Source organism: Pseudorhizobium marinum (assembly GCF_000705355.1).
Lineage (GTDB): Bacteria > Pseudomonadota > Alphaproteobacteria > Rhizobiales > Rhizobiaceae > Neorhizobium > Neorhizobium pelagicum.
On the sequence record NZ_JMQK01000011.1, the window covers coordinates 97,980 to 115,273 of the forward strand.

The window sequence follows — 17,294 nt, forward strand, 5'->3', positions numbered from 1 at the left end:
CGGTGAGCAAATCAGCATTCTGCTGTCCGTGTGCCATCAACGTGGCAAGGCGGCTCGGTGATGCCTTCAGCAATTACTTGGGAAAGCCGTAGCGATCGGTGATCTGCCAAAAGGTACGATTGATGGCGATCAGGGTCTTGATGCAGTCCTGGATACGAGCGAGCTCAACATCATCAAGCGCCTCCACCTTGCCGTATTTGACCGCGTCGCGACTTTCGAAGATGCGCATCGACTGCGTGAGACCGGTCTCGCCATCTGCGTCGAACGAATAAATGCAGTGATTGTACTTGTTTCTAAGCTTTACTTGCTCGCCAAGGCGTCGGGTGGCATCAAGAACGTCTGCGCGGCAAGCCTGCGGTGTCTTGCTCAGTTTTGCCAGGCGCTCTACCAGATCCATGCGCGCTCTTGGGGTGTTCAGAGTCAGAAAGATGACGATGGCCGTTTCCTTGTCGGTGCCCGCCAGGCCGGCGATCATATGGATCAGCAAGCTTTCGGTGTTCGTCCAGGTGTAGTTGAGCTGGCCCACCAGAAGCAGAACGTCCTTGAAGCGTGGCATTGGCCATCCTACCCCGCAACCGGGGGCGTGGGCGCTCGGGTATCTTCTCTTCGATCCGTCGCCCCGAGGTAGATTGCTGCTGCCTCCGTCCGGTTGTGGACACGGAGTTTGGCGATCACGTTATGGATGTGGATCTTCACGGTATGCTCTGACAGCCCCAACACTGCAGCGATGTTCTTGTTCTGGCTGCCGCGTGCCACATGGGCGAGAATTTCCCGCTCCCGTTCCGTGAGCCGCGACAGCATGCAAGGGCGTGCCAGATCCTGGTCAGCGTCTTCGACGCCCTTGAAATGATCCTGTCGTGCCCGCAGCATAAGGCGCTCGAAGTTCAAGCCGGAATAATGGGTGCCGCCGTTGAGCACGATTGCGAGGCTTGAAAGGAAGATGTCGAGTTTCACGTCAAGCGCCAGCACGCCACGCATCTGCCGTGGGTTGAAGCGCCGCAAAACAGTCGGATTGATGTCCGCATCGCCTTGTGACAAGAGAGCCACCCGCACCTCGGGAAAGTGCACAACGAGGGCAGCCCAGTGTTTTTGCAGCTGCTCCACGAGCGACAGGTCAACGAGGATAAGCTGGACCTGCTCGTACTCCTGCGCCAGCAGTCCCGCCACGGCCTCTTGAACATGGACATGAAGCCAGGGAAACTGGCGTTCAATGGCGGCGCAAAGGGGTGGAGAGACAATCCCTGGCGGGGCCACAATCGCGACTGCGCGGGGGTCGGGGCGAGATGCGGTCGCTGACCATGCAGCAAAAAGATCCTGTGCGGTGATGGTGGCCGGCGGCGACATGACCTGTTCCTCCCAGATAACCTCGGGCATTGATGCCCTGCTGAAGACGACGGTAAAACGCTAGCCCACGTGTATCGCATTGGGAATAGCTCTATCGGAGGAGGGCGGGTCTCGGGGTGACGGTGACAGCTGGGCCTGTTGCCGCCGCGAAGGATCGGCTTATCCCACTGTTCCTAAAGCCTAATATTCACCCTTTTGCGCGAGAGGATTTCGGAGCTTCAAGCCGAACAACACGCCTGCCCCAGACCTACGGTTGGGCCGACTAGACCAATGGCGTAGCCCGTTCGAGCAAAGGGAGCAGATGCTCTAGCTCGAAGTGTCATCTTACCCGATCGCGCCGATGGCCGCACAGTTGTCCCCATGGTTCGGCCAATCCTGAGGAGGCTGCCGTTCCATGTCTCAAACCTGCGCGGGAGGAGTGTGCAACCGATCAGGCAAGTGACGCCACGGCGGACGTACGATTACGCCGCCATCCAACGACACAATCGCGCAGCAAAGACCCCAGGGAGATGAATGGTGGCCACGCTGTTGCGACCATGGACAAAGGACGAGAGCTATGTCGACCAGACGAACCAATAACGACACCCTTGTTGCTCCCTACTTCTTCGACGACGATCAGGAGCAGCAGCAACAGCAACAGCAGCAGGAACAGCAGCAGCAGCAGCAGACGGAGAGCCAGGACCAGAGCCAGACGAGCGAGTCGCTCAACGGCAACGGCAACCTCAATCTCAACGGCAGCGCAAACCATAACGGCAATGCCAACATGAACGGCAACGCCAACTTCAATGCCAGCAAGAACCTCAACGAAAACGTCAATACCACCACCGTGGATGTTGGCGTCACCGTCGACATGGCCATGGATGGCTATCTTCCCGATGACGACGATTTTGCCGACATCGACGTAAGCTCAGGCAGTTCCGTCGACGGCGTCTTCAACATCAAGTTTGAGGACATTCTGGGCGGCGCCCTCGGCGGAGACGGCAATGATGTCGGCAACGTCTTCAATCAGGTGGCCAACATCCAGGACAACGATACGCTCGAAAACGCTGAAGTCAGCAACGATGGCGACTTTTCGCTCGACATGACTGCCCACGGCGGGCTGGCATTTGCAAGCGACGGCATCAGTGCCGGCGGCGCCGGTGGCAGCAGTAGCGGCGACGCCGATGCCGACGGCGGTGACGGCGAAGAAGGTGGCTCCGCCGATGGTGGTGGCGCCACAGCCGGTGACGGTAGCGGCGGTGAGGCCATCAGTGTGGCGGCCGGTGGCATCAGTGCCGGCGGCTTTGCAGCTGGTGGTAGCGGTACCAGCGGCGACACAGCCAGCGGCGAAGCCGATGGCGGACGCGGGGAAGGCGGACGCGGCGGCAGCGGCGGCGACGGGCTGGGCTTGGGCCTTGGCCTCGGCCTTGGCCTTGGTGCCGGCCTTGCCTTTGGTGGAAGTGGCGCCAGTGGCGGCGACAATACCGCAGGTGACGGCGGTAGCGCCGGCAGCGGCGGAACGGCCGATGGCGGCGATGCCGGCGATGGCGGCGACGGCGGCGCGGGCACCGGTGGAGATGCGACAACAAGCGTTGGCGACATCATGGGCTTGCTGAACCCGCTGTATATCGACAGCGATGGCGGCGGCGACAGTGACGGCGGTGCAGCAGGCGACAGCGATAGCGGCGCCGGCGGCGGTGGTGGCGCTGGCGGTGCCGGCGGCATGGGCGGCGGCGCTTCAGGTGCCGGCGCCGGTGGTGCCGGTGGTGCCGGGTCGGGTGCCGGAACTGGCACCGGTAGTGGCTCCGGCATGGGCTCGGGTGCCGGTGGTGCCGGTGGCGACGGAGCCGATGGCACCGGCGGTGAAGCAACCTCAGGCGATGCGATGAGCGGCGATGCTGCGGGCGGCTACGGCTGGGCCGGCGGCGGCGATGGCGGCGCGGCCTTGAGTGGTGCCTGGGCCGATGGCCTTGGTGGTGACGCCTTCGGCGGCTGGGCCATGGGTGGTGCTGGTGGTGCCGGCGGTGCCGGTGGCGTGGCCATGACCGGCGCGGGTGGCGCTGGCGGCAGCGGCGGTACCTGGGGCTCCGACAACGGTGACGACGGTTATGTCACCGGCACGAGTTCGGCGTCGGCGGATGCCGGTATCGACACCTCCGCGTTCAACCAGGACATCGTGCTGGGGGCCAACCTGCAGCAGAATGCAATCGACATGACGATTGTCGGCGGCAGCCTCACCAGCACGACGGTGGGTGAGGATGACGACGGCGTATAAGGTTTGGCCTTTGGCCAAACCTTGAGACAAAAGCGAAGGATCTGCGCGGGACATCTCGCGCAGGTCCCGCAAGCGGGCTTCATCCACCTGCGATGAAGTTGTCGAAGGAGTGTGTATCGTGGCAGTCTTGGACCAGATCACCGAAGAGATCTCCCATTTTGTAGGTTTCTTTCACCTCAGCCTGGAAGACGCGAGACAGCGCGAGAGCTACAGTGACTTCTCGTTCAAGACGACACTGCACGGTGTCGCGTCACGTCTGATCGAGGAGGCGCCATTTGCAGCGCCCCACGCCCTTGACGACTATGATCCCATTTTGAACTATCGACCCGTTGCACCGGTTTTCCCCGCGGCCCCCGCGTTCTATTTGCCGCCTGCGCTGCTGGACGCTGCGCCCGAGGACCTGCGCATCGAGGTGTTCGCCCGAGAGGCGTCTCTGCGCACGCAAATGCCATTTTCCACGGGAGGAAAGGCAACGGCGCCGGCACTTGAGCCGCCCGGTTCGCTCGTCACCTACGCGCAGCAACACGTCGTGCTGTCTGACAATGACGTCTTCTCGGTGGGTGGGCATGGCTTCAGCATCTCCGGCGATCCGATAGCCTTGGCGGACCTCCTCCCGATGGCGGAACCACTCCTGGCCGTTTCGCCGCTTGGCGAGTTCGAGGCGCCCGGTTCTGCAGCCGAAATGATCGACCTCGTCGAGACCGTCGCTGAGAGCCTGGAACACCTCGTCGATGGTGCCGGGTCACATCTGGTGGCACAGGCTCCCACCCTCTCGGGAACTTACGTCAACGGTGTTGCTGCCGAGCAGGCGCCGTCTCTCGACGACTATCATTCCTTCGACGAGGGCGACGGCGCCACTGTCGAGGCGGAGTGGGGCGGCGAGGGGAGCCAGCCGCCGCCGGCCTCAGTCACCATCACGATGGGCGACAACACGCTCGTCAACGACGTACTCGTCAAGAACTTGTGGACGGCCGCGAAGGTGACCGTCGTCCAAGGTGATCATGTGGAAGTCAATGCTGTCGTCCAGATCAACGCCATTTGGGATACCGACAGCATCGGATCGGCGGTCGCCGGCTGGGGAGCGTCGAACAGCGCCAATGATCTGTTCAATATCGCAAGCTTTGACCACGACGACAGTGCAGGATCACAACAGCTCGCTGGTGCCTCCAGCCCGGACCTTTATCCGTCCTTTTGGAACGTTACGACCGTCAATGGCGATCTTATGATCGTCAATTGGATTGAACAGCTGATCTTCATGAGCGACGCCGACATGGGGATCGTTTCGGCATCAGGTGCCTACAGCACGATCATCAGCGGCGACAATACCGCGGTCAACCACACCACGATTGCCGAACTCGGGTTCGGGTACGACCTGATCATCATCGGCGGCTCTGTCTATGACGCCAACATCATCCAGCAAGTCAACGTGCTTTTCGATACCGATGCGGTTACCACCACAGATGGCTTCGAAACCGCCGGAGCAGGAAGCGTGAGCGCCTCCGGCAACCTCCTGTGGAACCAAGCGAGCATCTACACGATTGGAGCAGCCGATCGTTTTGGCGAGTTGTCGGATGCTTACCGGGACGCCGTCGCCTCCCTCCAGAGCGGCAGCGCCAACCTGTCCGACGACATTCTTCACGATCCCGCATTCGCCGGTCTCGCCGGCTTGCGCGTCCTTCACGTCCAGGGCGACTACATCAACGTGCAATACATCAAGCAAACCAGCATCATCGGCGACGATGACCAGATCCTGCTGGCGATGGACGCCCTGACACCCGACAACGACGCATCCTGGACGGTGCAGACGGGCGGCAATACGCTCATCAACAACGCTGCCATCCTCGACCTGGACTCATTCGGCAAAACCTATGTCAGCGGTGAACAATACTCCCAAGAGACATTGATCCAGGCGAATTTCATCTCGTCGCAGCCGGAGCTTGCCGGCCACGACCCCGGCATGCTGGCAACCGAAGCCGTTCTGTTTCTTGACGACACCATGCTCGAGGCTGATCCGGCGCCGGAGGGAGGCAGCTATCTGCCTGCTGATTCCGCAGGAGGTCAAGATGATGGCCTGCAGACACTGCTGGCCTAACAGGAGAGTGCCACGTGAATATGCGTCCAACCAACGCCTCGGCCAGTCATGAAGCGGCAGTGCCCGGCCGGTTTGTGCTGACGCCTCCGGATCCGGAGATAGATCGGGCCTATCGCAGGGTCGAAAAGGCTGTCGAGGCCTGCCTTGAGGCGGCAGGACCCCATCCGCAAGACCTGCGGGAGAAGACAGGGCAGGCACAGGCAGGGACTGTTGCAGAAGACGAGGCGGATGGGACAGCCGAGTTGCTCCCCGTCGGGGCTGCAGATCGTCGCGCGTTCCTGCCAGAGCTGGAAAACGAATTGCAGCAGGCAGCAGAAGAGGAGCTTGCCGAGACAACTGCAAAGGCGCCTGAGCCAGAAGTCGCCAAGTCCGCAGAAGGGATCACGACCATAGACGGTGATTGTGGTCCCATCCTTGCCAAGGATAGTCGCGACAGCGGTGGCAAAGGGCAACCGGGCGGTGGCGGTCGGGGTTCCGGCAATGGCGCAAACCCATTTCACCGGCGCCTTGGCCCTGACGATTTCAATGCCAGCCTTAAGGCCGGAGTCAAGGCGGTACGGCACAATCTGGCGATTGTCATGCTGTTTACCGTCGCCAGCAATGTGCTGGTGCTGGCGATTCCTATCTATCTGTTTCAGATTTCCGACCGGGTCTTTACGAGCCGCTCCATCGAAACCCTGGTCATGCTGACCGTCATCATCGTCGGGGCTATCCTGTTGCAGGCGATGTTCGATGCCCTTCGGCGCTTCATCCTGATGCGAACCGCCGTCGAGGTCGCGGTGCAGCTGGGCGCGCCGATCCTCAGCGCTGCGGCGCGCGCATCGCTGCATGGCTCGGGGCGCGAATATCAGACGCTGGGGGACCTTCAGCAGGTGCGTTCATTTCTCGTGTCACGCACGTTGCTGTCTTTTCTGGACGCACCCATCGCGCCGCTATTCGTGCTTGCGGTTTTCCTGATCCATACAGATCTCGGCTTCATCGTCGTCGGCACAGCGATCCTGTTGCTGATCTTCACCCAGATCAATCAGCGCCTGACTGCGACACCGTTTTCCGAGGCCAACACGGCACAGGTGAAGGCAAACCTCCATCTGGAATCCATGTCGCGGAACTCTCAGATCATTAATGCGCTTGCGATGATCCCCGAAGCGGTGTGGATCTGGGGGCGCGATACCGCAACCTCACTTCGCTCGCAGGTGATTGCCCAGGATCGCAACATCGCCATTGCGGCACTCTCCAAGGCGACCAGGCTGTTGACCCAGGTTGCACTTCTGGGCTGGGGGGCGTTCCTGTCCTTGGAGGGAGAGCTTACGGGAGGGATGGTGATTGCCGCCTCGATCATCGCCGGACGCGCACTGGCGCCAATCGAAGGTGCTATCGAAGGCTGGAACCAGTATAGCCAGGCGCGTGCCGCTTACGGACGCATCAGTGCGCTCTTGCGGTCCTCCCCGCTTGCCTTCGAGCGGTTGACGCTGCCCAAGCCGCAGGGTCGGCTCGACGTGGAGCGGCTTCTCTACGTGCCCCAGGGAACGAAGCGTGTCGTGCTCAACGGCCTGTCGTTTGCGCTGCAGCCGGGCGATTCGCTTGCGATCATCGGCAATTCCGGGGCCGGCAAGACGACGCTGGGTAAGATGCTCGTCGGATCCATCCTCCCGACCTCCGGGAATGTGCGCCTTGACCTGATGGATCTGCGCAACTGGGATCCGCGGCAATTTGGCGAGAACATCGGCTACCTGCCGCAGGACGTGCAGCTCTTTCCCGGCACCATCAAGGCCAATATCGCCCGTATGCGCGAGGATGCCGATGACGAGGCCATCTATCGCGCCGCGGTCCTGGCCGACGTTCACGAGATGATCGCCAATCTGCCCCATGGCTATGAGACCATCGTGGCAGCCGACGGTGCACCGCTGTCTGGCGGCCAGAAGCAGCGGGTGGCGCTGGCGCGGGCTTTCTTTGGGGAACCGCGCTTCGTTGTTCTTGATGAACCCAATGCGAACCTGGACAGTGCCGGCGACGCCGCTCTGCTGCGTGCCCTCCGTCACGCCAAGGAGAGAGGCATCACTGTCGTGACGATCACGCAGCGCCCGTCCTTGCTCGCTTGCGTCGACAAGATTCTGCTTCTGGTCAACGGCACGGTGGCGCTGTTTGGCATGCGCACTGACGTAATCAAGGCGCTGGAGGGCCGCGGCATTGCTGTCGATTCCGGCTCCTTCGGCCACCAGCTACACTAGGGGAGGGTGTTCATGAACAGGACGGTCCCGTCAGAAAACATTGACTGGTTTGCCGAGGTCCCACGCGCGATCGGCAAGCAGACCGTGGTTGGACTCGTCCTAATCGCCGTCTGCTTTGGCGGATTCGGCACCTGGGCGGCAACAGCTCCGCTTGCCGCCGCCGTCATAGCGCAGGGAAGCTTTGTCGCGACGGGGCGCAACAAGATCATTCAACACCTGGAGGGCGGGGTCATCAGCGAGATCCTCGTCAAGGAAGGCGACCGCGTCGAGCAAGGTCAGGCACTGGTGCGCCTGGACGAGACCGCAGCAAGGGCAAAAAGCCGGGAATTGTTCTTACGGCAGATGCGGCTGGAGGCAATCGCCGCACGGCTGACGGCGCAATCGCAGGAGCTTGCTCGCTATCAAGCGCCACCGATCTTCGCGCAGGAGCGCGACGATGCCGATATCCAGTCTATCCTGTTGAGCCAGCAGCTCAATTTCAAGGCGCAGCAGATCAAGCTCTCAGGCGAGCTGTCTCTTCTGGGCCAGAACGTCGAAGCGCTCAACTTCCGTGCGAGGGGCTATGCGCGTCAGAGAGATGCCTATCAACAGCAGCTGGCTTTGCTGGCCACGGAATATGAAAGCAAGGTGCGCCTTCACAAGAAGGGTGTCATCCGGGCCAATGATCTCAAGGCATTGCAAAGAGCAATGGCAGACGCCGAAGGACAAATTGGACGTCTTGAGGCCGAGGTCGCCGAAACGCAGGCCCAGATCATCAAGGGCAAACAGGAGATCGAGCGTGCCCATCAGCTGTACCGGGAAGATGCGCTCGATCGTCTGCAGGAGATCCAAGGGGAGCGCGATCAGGTGCGCCAACAGCTTCGCCAGGCACAAAATGTTCTTGAACGGGCAATCATCCATGCTCCTGTGGCTGGAGTGGTCGTGCGCACGCATTATCACACCACCGGTGGGGTCATCGAAAGCGGCAAAGGGATCCTCGAAATCCTTCCCTCTGGCGTGCCGTTGATCATTGAAGCACAGATTCCCCGCACTGCCATCGATCGGGTAAAGGTCGGGCAGGCTGCTACCGTGCGGCTGATCTCGCTCAACCAGCGCACGACACCGGTTCTGCGTGGCAATGTCATCTATGTTTCAGCGGATGCGCTGCAGGATGCAGACAAGCAGTTGCGGCAGGACGTCTATGTCGCGCGCATCGACGTCACGTCTGACGAGCTCGCTCGATTGAACGGGTTCAAACCCACACCTGGAATGCCGGCAGAGGTCATGGTCCAAACGGAATCTCGGACATTCCTGAGCTATCTCGCCAAGCCCATCACCGACAGCATGTCGCGTGCCTTCACGGAGCGATGAGCCAGACCGAGACGGGCGTTAAGCCGACATAACGTCAGTGGACGGTTGGAGCAGACGAGTGCCACCGGTCGACATTTGTCGAGCCGTTGTTCTTTGTCCATTCAGCGATGATGTCGGCTGCGTTGAGGAGATAGATCTGGATCAGATCGCGTGGGAGTGACGCGACAGTTTGTGGCGAGGTCAGGAGTGTGATCAGCTCGGAGCGGGTTGCATCGGCGGTCGAAGCGTCAAAGGGATGGATGTCTTGGATGAACCCGATGGCGCGCGTCAACAAAGCCGTCAGTTTTCTTTCGGAGACGCCATCCAAAGCCAAGGCTGTGCGCACCAGTTCCCAAATGAAATCGCTGGCGCCCGTCATCGCGATGCCCCCTGTTCTGATGGGATTGGCGCAGTTCTACGGTCGAGAGTCAAGAGAGGGTAGCCGATGCTACTTCGAGAACGAGGCACAGAGGTCACTCGTCGCGCCAACCGTGTGCGCCATGTAAACCTGGTCGCAGACGCGACAGCCTCTCGTCCGCATACCATGTCGTGTGCCGTTACGCAGTAGTAGCCACTGAGATCTCGGACGATCTTATCTACGAACATGTTGCGCTTGATCTCACGAAAGATCGTCGAACGGTGTCGTCCGACCTTCCGGGCAATGATCTCGATACTGAGGCCCGCCATTCGCCAACGGGCGATCTTATGTCGTACGCCCAATCGATATGGGAGTAGGTGCGTTTCATTGCAGCTTCCTGCGATTGACAACCCATTGGTATCATTCGCAAGTCGCACTTCATCCTTGAACCCACCCCGGCTACACACAAAGATCGCATAAGGTAAGTTATGGAACTCAACCGTCGAGACGAATGGCTGGGGCGCCAGGATTCGAACCTGGGAATGCCGGTACCAAAAACCGGTGCCTTACCGCTTGGCGACGCCCCACCATGACCTGTCACCAGCCGAGCAAAGCGCGTCGCTGAACAAGTGCGGTTGCTCTAGCAAAGCTTCGATGCGGCGGCAATCGGTGGCGGTAGGATTTTGTCAGTTTGTTGTGCGCAGCGCGTTTCTGGAATCAATGCTCTGCACAGAAACTGGAGCAAAGGCCCATAGGAAACCATTGAACGCCGTGCCTGGATACTTCAGCACGATCACAACGAGGCGATTACCAACCCTGAAATCAGCCCTGCGGCGAACACCAGACCACCGTATCCCAAGATCCGCGCCGGGAAGACCATTGTTTTCGCCGGCCGGTCTTGAGCCGAACCTGCCGCGGAAGAAGGGCCAGGTGTCTCATCCCGCTCCTGATCGGCCTTTGCACCTGCCTCATCGAGCGCTTCTGGAATCTGCCTTGCGGGCGGGTCCAGAACCACCCGCGTGATGCTGTCCTGGTCAACCGTCACGGAAAACGTGATCCTCCTTGCATGCTGGAGGGCAAGCAACGTTTCTTCGGCTGCGGCTCTTTCGTTGTCCGCCTCGATCAGCGACGTGTGGCTCACCAGGAAATAGGGCATCGGCAAATCAATCTCGTGTCAAGAAAGGGTCTGATCAACTGTGTTGAGCCAATCGTCAAGCGGCTTGGGGTATGAACAAGAACCGGCCGGGCTGACATCTCAGTTCAGCGGGCCTGTTCCTATTTCCCATAGCCGCGGCCAAGATGCCGCCGCGGCGTCCGGCCAGGCGCCCGTGGCACCGACACACACCGCGCCCGCTGGAGCAATCGGGCCGCGAAAAGTGCGGTGACCCCGACCCGTCAACTGAAGGAATGGTGATACAAGGCCCCTTTGGGTGATCCCGATGCTGACCTGGCCGGCGCCGTTGTGGTCAACCTGTTTCACCAGCGAAACAATCGCGTTCCATTGTTGCGCAAGGCGGCTTTGCCCACAAGGGCCTTGGCACTCCGTTTCGGGCGAGCCATGAGTAAGGCCGGCGCGCCTCCGGTGGAATGCCGCCCCCCCAGGGCCATTCATGGCCCCCGAGTGCGCGACCGTCCCTCGCCTGTTTGGCCAGCGGACGGTGAGCCGGTGCAGAGTGCCGCGCGAAAGAATTCCTTCGCGAACCGCTAGGTCACGTCAAACCGCACGAGCATTTGCCGAAGCTGGCGGTTTTGCTGCAGCAACCGCTGGGACAGCAGTGACCTCAGGCGCCGGTTCTCTTCTTCGAGACCGGCCAGATCATCGATAGATCCCTTGGCCAAATCCGGCCCAGGGACCTCTGGTAGCGCGGTTTTCGCCGCACCAGCATCGGAGGTTTTCGGCGCACGATCGTCGCGCTTAGAACGAACGCGACGCCTGCTGGTAGCCTTTGGATGAAACGCAGGATCGACAGGCGGTACGATCGCGATATCTGCCGGTCCGGGCGGCAATCTCTCAGCCTGGGTTTTTTCCACCGGCGGCGCATCGGCGCGGTCGGTGCTTTCGAGAATTCGCGAGGTCAAATCAGTCGTGTGCTGCCGTTCCGCTGGATCATTGTCAGCGCCCCGGCCCTGGGAAGGATCGAACAGATGAGGTGCGTCCCTTTCTGCCTTGCGAACCAGGGCTTTCAGATCTGTGTTACCCCAGATGGAGGTTGGCTGCGGACTTGACCGTCGGCGTCCGGATTTGAACTCGACGACAAAGTTTCGTTGTGGCGTCTTCATAGGTTTCCGCTCATGTCGCTTGTTCTGTCAGCTTGGACGGTTGAACCGTTCCAGCATTTTCTTAAGCTGTTCGTTCTGCATGCGCAGCTTGTCCGCCAGATCCAACCGCAGCTGCTGAACTTCCTCGTCAAGGCTCGCCATCTGCTCGAGGAACGGGCTGTCGGCAAGCACCGTCGGCTCTGCCGCGGTTGGACGCTCTACGGCAGCGGGACCGGGATCGACTGCAGCTGCGCTTTTGCCGCCACCGACGTTCTTGGGGCGACCTGGCCCTCTTGTTCTTCGCACCTGGGGAGACGCCGCACCTGCCTCGACAGCCGCATCTTTTACGTCAACCCCGGCCGATTGCGAAGGTTCGTTTTGACCAGCGAACGCAGAGGCCTGCTTTACCTCATCTGTCGGTGGCGCAAGTGCCGCACCAGCAGCATCCTCTACGACAGGATCCGGCGAATTCGCTGCCGTCAAGGTGGGCTCCGGGAGATCATCCTGGTGGACTGCCGAGGGTGCCGTTGAGCCGTGGCGTGCCGCAGCCAAGTCTGTCTTGAGGGCTGAAGATACGTCCGTGTCGGATTTGGAGGCGGACGCCGCGTCCTCAGAGTCGCTCTCTCTTCGCCGAGTAGCCAACCCGACGAGGAATTTCCATGGTGACTTTTTCATGTACATCGTCCTTGGCGGCTGGCCCAATCTTACCGCAGATTGCGCTCGCCGGCTGCATTCAGCCAGGCGAGCGTTAACGTGTAAGAAAGTAGCAATCAACGCCGCTTCTAAACCGGCTTACGCCGCTTTTCTAGCACTTAATCGAGATTAAGGCGTTTGCGCAGATCTGCGTTCTCCTGACGCAGCTTGTCGGCAAGTGTCTTGCGCAGTCGCTTGTTTTCTTCTTCCAGCTGGATGAGGTCAGCCATGTCATCCAAGGCCCGATCCGGCGCTGTCGCTGTCGGTTCAACCTGCTTCGGCGTCTTGCCTCTGCCGCGGCCGGGCGCTGCCTTTGCGGAGACCGCTGCCGTTGCACCGCTTTCTGCTGTCTGGGCCGGCGAGCTGTCGTCCTGATTGCGACGTTTTCTGCGTTTCACCGGCGCCGCCTTGGATGCTTCTACAGCGGCTTTCTGTCGCCGTGGTGCTCTTTGCTTCTTTGCGGGCACTTCAGTAGCAACAGCGGGTTGTGCGATATCACCGGTGGCGCCAGCATTGGTTTCGTCAGCCATCAAATCTTCTCCATGTGTGGGTAAATCCTTTTCGACCGAGGGCTGGATGCAAGTCAACATGCAGGCTCGCCCGTACTTGGAAGGAGCCTGTCTAGCACAAGTTCCAGATCGGCGGAAAGTGCTGTGCTTACGTCTTTGTCTTTGTCGCTCCCAATAACAAACCCGTGTCTTCACCACAGTTCCAATTGGCGACACTTGCTACTCTGTACAAACACCTGCGGGTTGGCTGCACTGCTCCAGGATGTAACGATACACAATCAGGAACAGGAGCGCCCTCGCCCGCTACCTCTCCCGATCATCATGAGAGGTCTTGCGCCTTAAACTCTGCAAAGAGCGCGCCAGCCCGCGTCCCTGAAGTGTCTTCGCCAACTCGCTGTCACGATGACCGAATTGCTCCGAAGATAAGCTGCGGTCTTGATGGGGTCGCGCTCCTGTGTCCTGATTCACATGCGCTTGTTCCGCCTGCTTCACGCCGGGTGCTGATTGAACATTCGATTCCTGCGGAGGCCGAAACGGGCTTGAATCAACAGTCTCCTCACCTTGCCCTCGGGCATCGCGTCCATTGGCCATTCGTCGCCGATGCGCCAGAAGGCTGATGAGTTGACGTCGCAGTTCAAGATGTTCGCGTGCCGCGTCGGCAGCCGATTGAAAATAGGTTTGGTGTTGCGGCCGAATGGCCCGCTGCGCAAGGAGGGGCGGTGCCCCGCCCTTGTTGATGGGGGCGCCGATCGTGTCCTCCCGGGTGCGCGAAATGTCCATGCAAGACTGTTGTGGCCGGGAACGCCGGTTGATCGACCCTCGCGTCACCGGATGCGCAATCTGGTCCGCAGCCCATCTTCTGCTGTCCCTTCCGGACAGCGGCTCAAGGTGCTGCCCGGTTTGCAGTGTCACGAAACGAGTGGCTTTGCTTGCGTATGCAGACAGCGAATCGACTACGTTGAGAGGTTTGTCCTGGTACCCTGGCTCCGCGACTGCACTGGTTCCAGGGGGATGCGTCCCACGGATAGGGTTCATGGGGCGAAGACTTGTTCTGGAATAGACCGGTGCATTGGCGCGATCCCTCTGCGTCATTTCCATATCGATGCCGTAGCTGCGCGCCTCGTTTGCCATCGCTATACGCCATTGCCTGAAAATCGACGTCGTCGTTGCAAGCCTGTCTCCGCTGTCCGATCGCAACGAAACGATCGCATGCAGATGAACATGCGGCCGCCGGCCGCCATAGGCCTCCTCCTTGGGGTCGCTGCTTGGATCGTGAAGCGAAAAGGCATATCGGTGTCCCGCAAACTGCGCCGCGAGAAATGCACGGCCGGCTTTCAGGAAGGCACTTGAATCCGTGCCGGCGCGCGCCGACAGGACAAGATGCATGACATCGCGCGACTTGCGGCTGTGCAGTTGTCCGCGCCACTCCCGCTGCACCAACTGCCCGGCTGACGTGACGCCCGCGATCAGGCGCCCGTCTTCATTCCAAACCTTGCCATCGCACAGTCGCACCAAGTTGCGAAGGTGGCGGCTGCCAAAACCGGTTCCATTGCCGTAGCCTGTAAAGCGGAATGTGATCTCTTCAGCTGGCCAGTCCTGAACCATCCGCCGTTGAATGCTGTCGGTCGCTTTCTGGTCACCAGCGAGCCGTTCACCGGATCGGCTCCGAAGCACCATCACGCCTTGTACTGTTACCTCGCCAGTCGCTCCTTCTGTGAGCCCAAAGCCATATGACCGTTGGCCCAGCGCCTGCTTCACGAGGCTTCGCACCCACTCCTCCTTATCCCGGCGCGGCGGGTTCTGGATGTTGAATTCAAAGGTGCCGATGTCGCGGGTGGCCGACCTGTGTCTCAAGACGGGACCCCACTCACCGGCGATTGCAGCAAGCTGAGAGGGACCACGCAAGGCCTGGCCCCGCTCGTTCTCGACAACGATGGCGCCATGACGAGAAACATACTCGAGCATTGCTCTCAAACGCCCGCCACCGCCAAACGACGCCACCTTCACCACCGCCGCCTGCCTGCCCGAGGCAGGGCTAGAGAAGCGCATCGCCATCGGTCGCTCCGACACCGAAGCCCTGGGCGGCAGCACGCGTCCTGCGCGCCCCTCCCCCGCGTGCCGGCGCAACGGCTGGCGCCTTCCCGCAATCGCGTGTGCAGTTGTGGCGGCAGACCGGCGGCGGCGCTCTTCCTCATCCGCTGTCCGGTGTTGCCGGAGCGACAGCTCATGCAACAGCGCAGCCCTTCGTTGCTCCCAGTCGGCCGTGAATACCCCGTAGAACACCTCCATCAGAGGACCTCGCGACGGCGTTGAACAGCACGGTGTTCGAAGAAGCTGATCTCGACGCAAAGCGCGGCAACAACGCGCTGCGCGTCCTCCATCACGGCCTGCTCATGGGCCGGGCGCGCAGCATCACCCCTTGGTTCAGACCGCAGAAGCAACTGAAGGCCGGCACGAACAGACTTGAGATCGGTCAGAAGTTCGCGCAAAAGCAGATGGTCCACTTCAGCAAAGAAGGGACAGACGCCCGCCCCCTCTAACGTCAGCGAACGCATGAACGCGGACAGGGTCATGCCCGCATCGCGGGCAGCTGTCTCGACACGGGCCAGCTCGGCAGGATCCAGCCGCACATGGACGACCTTGCTCTTCGGCATCCGAGGCCGACGGCTCATCATCAGCTTCTGCACGGGATCTGACATTGCCCTCGCCTTTCAATGCCGCAGGCGGTTCAACGGCTGGTCGGTTGAGCACAGCAAAGCTGCATCACAATTTTGCGTATCCTGCCACATCATCAACATTACCATTTCGGTAACAAAAGTTCAACCGGCCATCACGACTGTCAGTGCATCTGGGCGATCGCGAGGGATCGGCTTGCGGGTTTCCCGACTTCGGGACCCGACACCCTACGATGCACCCGCAGCCAGCTCAGAGAGCTGTTTGTCGTTATCCATGCCAGTAATGATGTGTCCAAAAGATTGCACCAAAGGTGGGTTGTGAATGATCGTTCGACCGCTCTGACGACACTGTTGCTCGCAAGCCTACATCCAAGCAATGTGAATATACAATGTTCATTTTTGGCTTGCATTTTCTCCCGTGTCCGAGGCAGGATAGCGCCGTGATCATTGCGTTGGAGAGCGGCTATGACACGTACCTATGCAGCCGTGAGCAACAAGGGCGGCGCGGGAAAGACCACCCTGGTGACCTTGCTGGCCGGCGAATATGCCTTGCTGGGCGAGCGGGTTCTGCTGATCGACGCTGACGCGCGACGAAACCTCTCCGGGTGGTGGCGGTTGTGCGGTGATAAAGACAACAGGCCCGAGCGGATCGAGCTCGCGTTCGCCGCAACGCAGAGCGCCATCGAGGAGGCGATCACCATCTCTGGACACAGCTTTGACCGCATCATCATCGATGCGCCGGGGGTCGATAGCGTGCTGCAGACGACCATCATCCGCTCAGCGGAACTGGTGCTGTCCCCCGTGCAACCGGCAATCAAGGAACTTGAGGCGGCAGGGCAGGCGGCGGCTCTGGTCAGCGAGATCAATGACCGCTACGATCTTCAGATCAGGCATCTCAGTGTTCGTACACGCATCACCGTGCCCGGCCGCAATCTGGAGGCCTACCGTTACATCAGGCCCTTTGTTGCCGGGCTTGTGGCGGCCGACTATCATACCCGCCTGCTCGATACGGAGCTTTTCGAGCGCAACATCTACCGTGAGATCCAAAACGGCCTCGGCACCTTGCAGATGCAGGATCTCACGGAGCCCGTGCGAAAGGCACGCCTTGAGGTTCAGGCCCTGACCCTGGAGATCGAGCGCGCTGCAGATCGACGTGTGCGGGAGTGGTAGCGATGGACCAGCGCCAGCTTGACCTGCAGGATTTTGCTATTGCCACTCGCAAGGCCACACAGGAGGCCCCGCTCAGCCCTGCCAAGGCGCCGCCTGGAGAGGCGATAGGCCAGCCAAATCCGGTGCTGGCGCGACGGACGGAGCAGGAGCAGCGGCAGCGCGCCGAAGGCCGCGCTGCCGCGCAGCAAGAGGTTGGCAATAGTCTCAAGAGACTGAAGCGCGCCAATCAGCGCAGCATCAAGTTCTTCGTCAATATCGCGCTCGACTACGACCTGAAGGCGCGCCTTCGGCGGGCTGCCGTCGAAAACGACGTGAAGATGACCTCGGTGGTGAAGGCTGCCCTGGACTACTACCTCGCCGAGAACGGCTACTGAGGCACGGCA

Annotated in this window: 15 protein-coding genes, 1 tRNA gene and 1 pseudogene; 6 read left to right on the top strand and 11 right to left on the bottom strand. The window is 60.7% G+C overall.

The genetic code is table 11. The annotated features are described in order from the left end of the window. Positions 1 to 73: 73 nt before the first annotated feature. The gene (locus EO99_RS0114675; protein ID WP_029619386.1) at positions 74 to 556 is read right to left on the bottom strand and encodes a hypothetical protein; all 483 of its coding nucleotides are present in this window, start codon (positions 554 to 556) and stop codon (positions 74 to 76) included. A gap of 8 nt (positions 557 to 564) precedes the next feature. Further along, the gene (locus EO99_RS0114680) at positions 565 to 1,374 is read right to left on the bottom strand and encodes a helix-turn-helix transcriptional regulator (RefSeq protein WP_051679874.1); all 810 of its coding nucleotides are present in this window, start codon (positions 1,372 to 1,374) and stop codon (positions 565 to 567) included. Positions 1,375 to 1,900: 526 nt separating this feature from the next. Between EO99_RS0114680 and EO99_RS0114685 the strand changes: the two genes are divergently transcribed. The 4 genes from EO99_RS0114685 (at position 1,901) to EO99_RS0114700 (ending at position 9,268) form a co-directional block, all read left to right on the top strand. Further along, the gene (locus EO99_RS0114685) at positions 1,901 to 3,598 is read left to right on the top strand and encodes a hypothetical protein (RefSeq protein ID WP_029619388.1); all 1,698 of its coding nucleotides are present in this window, start codon (positions 1,901 to 1,903) and stop codon (positions 3,596 to 3,598) included. A 118-nt stretch (positions 3,599 to 3,716) separates the two neighbouring features. Beyond that, positions 3,717 to 5,690 (top strand): hypothetical protein, encoded by a 1,974-nt coding sequence (locus EO99_RS0114690; protein ID WP_029619389.1) that lies wholly within the window; start codon positions 3,717 to 3,719, stop codon positions 5,688 to 5,690. Positions 5,691 to 5,710: 20 nt separating this feature from the next. Beyond that, entirely contained in the window at positions 5,711 to 7,918 is a 2,208-nt protein-coding gene (locus tag EO99_RS0114695; protein ID WP_081852075.1) for a type I secretion system permease/ATPase, read from the top strand. A gap of 12 nt (positions 7,919 to 7,930) precedes the next feature. Beyond that, complete coding sequence (locus EO99_RS0114700; RefSeq protein ID WP_029619391.1) at positions 7,931 to 9,268, top strand: HlyD family type I secretion periplasmic adaptor subunit; 1,338 nt, start codon at positions 7,931 to 7,933, stop codon at positions 9,266 to 9,268. Between the two features lie 34 nt (positions 9,269 to 9,302). Here EO99_RS0114700 and EO99_RS0114705 read toward each other — a convergent pair whose 3' ends face one another. From EO99_RS0114705 to EO99_RS0114740, 9 genes and pseudogenes are all read right to left on the bottom strand, one after another. Then, on the bottom strand, positions 9,303 to 9,626 hold the full coding sequence (locus EO99_RS0114705) for a hypothetical protein (RefSeq protein ID WP_029619392.1): 324 nt from the start codon (positions 9,624 to 9,626) through the stop codon (positions 9,303 to 9,305). Between the two features lie 146 nt (positions 9,627 to 9,772). Continuing rightward, a pseudogene (locus EO99_RS27160) lies at positions 9,773 to 9,993 on the bottom strand (helix-turn-helix domain-containing protein); the annotation flags it as partial. Between the two features lie 124 nt (positions 9,994 to 10,117). Then, positions 10,118 to 10,192: transfer RNA gene (locus tag EO99_RS0114710), tRNA-Gln, on the bottom strand. 206 nt (positions 10,193 to 10,398) lie between these two features. Further along, on the bottom strand, positions 10,399 to 10,767 hold the full coding sequence (locus EO99_RS0114715; RefSeq protein ID WP_156034814.1) for a hypothetical protein: 369 nt from the start codon (positions 10,765 to 10,767) through the stop codon (positions 10,399 to 10,401). Positions 10,768 to 11,309: 542 nt separating this feature from the next. Then, positions 11,310 to 11,885 (bottom strand): hypothetical protein, encoded by a 576-nt coding sequence (locus tag EO99_RS0114720; protein WP_029619394.1) that lies wholly within the window; start codon positions 11,883 to 11,885, stop codon positions 11,310 to 11,312. Between the two features lie 27 nt (positions 11,886 to 11,912). Continuing rightward, positions 11,913 to 12,347, bottom strand: a complete 435-nt coding sequence (locus tag EO99_RS25760; protein WP_156034816.1) for a hypothetical protein — start codon at positions 12,345 to 12,347, stop codon at positions 11,913 to 11,915. Positions 12,348 to 12,676: 329 nt separating this feature from the next. Continuing rightward, positions 12,677 to 13,087 (bottom strand): hypothetical protein, encoded by a 411-nt coding sequence (locus EO99_RS0114730; RefSeq protein WP_029619395.1) that lies wholly within the window; start codon positions 13,085 to 13,087, stop codon positions 12,677 to 12,679. A gap of 282 nt (positions 13,088 to 13,369) precedes the next feature. Beyond that, positions 13,370 to 15,121 carry a hypothetical protein gene (locus tag EO99_RS25765; RefSeq protein WP_156034818.1) on the bottom strand — a complete coding sequence of 584 codons (1,752 nt, stop codon included), beginning with the start codon at positions 15,119 to 15,121 and terminating at the stop codon, positions 13,370 to 13,372. 233 nt (positions 15,122 to 15,354) lie between these two features. Continuing rightward, positions 15,355 to 15,753, bottom strand: a complete 399-nt coding sequence (locus EO99_RS0114740; RefSeq protein WP_156034820.1) for a plasmid mobilization protein — start codon at positions 15,751 to 15,753, stop codon at positions 15,355 to 15,357. A gap of 453 nt (positions 15,754 to 16,206) precedes the next feature. Here EO99_RS0114740 and EO99_RS0114745 point away from each other — a divergent pair, with 453 nt between their 5' ends. After that, positions 16,207 to 16,911, top strand: a complete 705-nt coding sequence (locus tag EO99_RS0114745) for a ParA family protein (protein ID WP_029619398.1) — start codon at positions 16,207 to 16,209, stop codon at positions 16,909 to 16,911. A gap of 2 nt (positions 16,912 to 16,913) precedes the next feature. Beyond that, positions 16,914 to 17,285 (top strand): hypothetical protein, encoded by a 372-nt coding sequence (locus EO99_RS25770; RefSeq protein WP_037112017.1) that lies wholly within the window; start codon positions 16,914 to 16,916, stop codon positions 17,283 to 17,285. Positions 17,286 to 17,294: the final 9 nt, after the last annotated feature.

What these genes read in the sequence shown, in the direction of transcription:
- EO99_RS0114700 (WP_029619391.1), top strand. Translation starts at nt 7,931, where the DNA reads ATGAACAGGACGGTCCCGTCAGAAAACATTGACTGGTTTGCCGAGGTC.
- EO99_RS0114680 (WP_051679874.1), bottom strand. Translation starts at nt 1,374, where the DNA reads ATGCCCGAGGTTATCTGGGAGGAACAGGTCATGTCGCCGCCGGCCACC.
- EO99_RS0114705 (WP_029619392.1), bottom strand. Translation starts at nt 9,626, where the DNA reads ATGACGGGCGCCAGCGATTTCATTTGGGAACTGGTGCGCACAGCCTTG.
- EO99_RS0114675 (WP_029619386.1), bottom strand. Translation starts at nt 556, where the DNA reads ATGCCACGCTTCAAGGACGTTCTGCTTCTGGTGGGCCAGCTCAACTAC.
- EO99_RS25765 (WP_156034818.1), bottom strand. Translation starts at nt 15,121, where the DNA reads ATGGCGATGCGCTTCTCTAGCCCTGCCTCGGGCAGGCAGGCGGCGGTG.
- EO99_RS0114745 (WP_029619398.1), top strand. Translation starts at nt 16,207, where the DNA reads ATGACACGTACCTATGCAGCCGTGAGCAACAAGGGCGGCGCGGGAAAG.
- EO99_RS0114720 (WP_029619394.1), bottom strand. Translation starts at nt 11,885, where the DNA reads ATGAAGACGCCACAACGAAACTTTGTCGTCGAGTTCAAATCCGGACGC.
- EO99_RS0114730 (WP_029619395.1), bottom strand. Translation starts at nt 13,087, where the DNA reads ATGGCTGACGAAACCAATGCTGGCGCCACCGGTGATATCGCACAACCC.
- EO99_RS0114695 (WP_081852075.1), top strand. Translation starts at nt 5,711, where the DNA reads ATGCGTCCAACCAACGCCTCGGCCAGTCATGAAGCGGCAGTGCCCGGC.
- EO99_RS25770 (WP_037112017.1), top strand. Translation starts at nt 16,914, where the DNA reads ATGGACCAGCGCCAGCTTGACCTGCAGGATTTTGCTATTGCCACTCGC.
- EO99_RS0114685 (WP_029619388.1), top strand. Translation starts at nt 1,901, where the DNA reads ATGTCGACCAGACGAACCAATAACGACACCCTTGTTGCTCCCTACTTC.